Here is a 1,974-nt window from a genome sequence, read left to right as displayed (position 1 = left end):
TGCAAAGGGATCCCCTCCCACATAGGTCGCCCCTATTTTGGCCTGGATCCCTCTTGGGGATGCTCTAGATCACTGCAAAGGTACTCCGCACCGCTGACGGGATGGGAAGGGCCTGTACGGGGGCGGCTTACCGAAGTTTCCCCTCTCCCAGCCACACCCGGCGGTGTCCTCTATCCCACACCAGCAGGGTGTGGATCCCAATCCAAAGTCCTGTCCACAGCCAGTTGTGCAACCAGATTTTGCCCAGGATGGGCAGGGTCAAGCCCTCCGTTCCCCCCAAGACCAGGCCGGCTGCCAAAATCAGCCCTTCAAAAGCCAGAAACCCCAAGATGAGCATGGCCGGGATCCAGAGATAGTTCAGCAGCAGTTGCCTTGGCCGAAGCGGCTTGGACTGAGAAAACAGAGGTCGGTAACCGCCAGCAAGAGCAATCCCCACCGTGCCGATCCCCAGCACCAACCCCCAGGCAAACGAATCGGGAGTGCGGGGATAGTTGTGCCAGGTGTAGCCAAAGATTTGGTTGGCCAGCCAAATCATCAAAGCACTAATGATTGCCCTTTGGCGGGTTAAAGTTGTGCCTGCAACAATACCAACAGTTACAAAAGGAAGGGTACATGTATAAGCAATATTGCTGAGACAGCCGACGGTGGTAAACAAGCTGGGCCAGAACCAGCCTTGGGCCAAATCTTGAGCAGCTTGTATCCAAAGTGGGGCTGAGATCAAGCGGCAAGATCTGGGGATAGGTTGAGCACTCGATTGCAGGCCAATCATGCTTTAATCTCCTGGAAAAAGGTGGTCTTTCAGAGGACAGCTATTAAGCAAATGCTCAAAAACAATTTGCCGAGCTACTTGGGGAGTAACCCGCTTGTACCAGGTGCGATCCCCAGAGTAAAAAACCACGGGCCCCTGTTGGCAAACTTCCAAGCAGCCTGAGGTGATAACCTGTACGTCCAGGTTGGCTTCTCGAAGAGCCGATTCCAGAGCTTCCACAACCGGTTGGTAGTTGCGGGAAGGATAACAACGGCTGGAACGACAGACGGCAAGGTAGGGACGTTTAAGAGGGTTATCCTCATAGGGGATCCGCTCTTTCCCCTGCACATAGATGGCGCGGATGCGCTCGTAAAGAGAAAGCTTTTGGTAATCTGCTTTGCCTTCCGGCAGGTAGTCTTCCTCTGGCCCCAAAAAGGGGCTGGGCAGAAAAATCTGCAGCAAAGGCTCTTCTGCTCCATTCCAGAATTGGATCCCCCACATGCGGGGCTGACCTTGGGGATTGAGGCGCCGGTAGAGAGCAGCACGGCTAACCAATCTTTTGCGGCGCAGCTCGGGTGGGGTCTTGCGATGGGGGCCGCCTTGGTGCTCCTCCAGGCACAAATGCAGGTGCCAAGTTTCGGTGGCAACGGTTAGATAGCCATCGTAGAGCACGCACAAAGCTGGAGGTTTCTTGAAAGCCAGCTCCAGCACCCCGCCTTCCGCCACATGGCCCACCTGGATCTCGGCCCAGTGCTCTTGAAACAGCTCGTAGAGCAACGGCCCCAAGCAGTCGATGTGGGCAGGGATCCCTTCATAAAGGGTTGTCCAACCCGTCAGAGAAACTTCCTGCCAAGCTTGATGGAGGGGGGTTATCCAGGGGGTAAAAGTGGCCATGAGAAAGCTCCTCAGTGCAGTGGTGGAATACGAGCAATCACCCCTTTTTTGAGAGGGCGCTCGGCCCAGGGTAGGATCCCATCTGGCTTGGTGAGGTAGAGCTCTGCTGTCTGCAGAATGAGATCCACATCTTTTGGATCGAGATCTCCAAAAACATAGGTCATCTTTTGAGGTGCTGCCAACGCAACAACGCAAGCATGGCTGCAGCCGCTCATACAGGCAACCGGCTTCAGGGTCAGTTGAGGATTGAGGGTTTGAGATTGCAGGGCAGACAGCAGCATTTCTCCCTTGCTAATCCCTTCTTTTTGGCCGTTAACCCACCGAGATCCGCA

Annotated in this window: 3 protein-coding genes; all 3 read right to left on the bottom strand. The window is 55.0% G+C overall.

Annotation, left to right across the window (positions count from 1 at the left end; all coding sequences use genetic code 11):
* Positions 1–127: 127 nt before the first annotated feature.
* On the bottom strand, positions 128–535 hold the full coding sequence (locus tag NW819_RS07345) for a hypothetical protein (RefSeq protein WP_414343688.1): 408 nt from the start codon (positions 533–535) through the stop codon (positions 128–130).
* Positions 536–772: 237 nt separating this feature from the next.
* Positions 773–1,642 (bottom strand): (2Fe-2S) ferredoxin domain-containing protein, encoded by an 870-nt coding sequence (locus tag NW819_RS07340; protein ID WP_011432955.1) that lies wholly within the window; start codon positions 1,640–1,642, stop codon positions 773–775.
* An 11-nt stretch (positions 1,643–1,653) separates the two neighbouring features.
* On the bottom strand, positions 1,654–1,974 hold a 321-nt coding region (locus NW819_RS07335), incomplete at its 5' end, for a DUF1636 domain-containing protein (RefSeq protein ID WP_414413354.1).

The organism is Synechococcus sp. R8-2 (genome assembly GCF_047461715.1).
Classification (GTDB): Bacteria; Cyanobacteriota; Cyanobacteriia; order Thermostichales; family Thermostichaceae; genus Thermostichus.
This window is presented reverse-complemented; position numbering and strand designations above follow the sequence as displayed.

Excerpts from the sequence above, each read along its gene's own strand:
- NW819_RS07345 (WP_414343688.1), bottom strand. The coding sequence starts at position 535 with ATGATTTGGCTGGCCAACCAAATCTTTGGCTACACCTGGCACAACTAT.
- NW819_RS07340 (WP_011432955.1), bottom strand. The coding sequence starts at position 1,642 with ATGGCCACTTTTACCCCCTGGATAACCCCCCTCCATCAAGCTTGGCAG.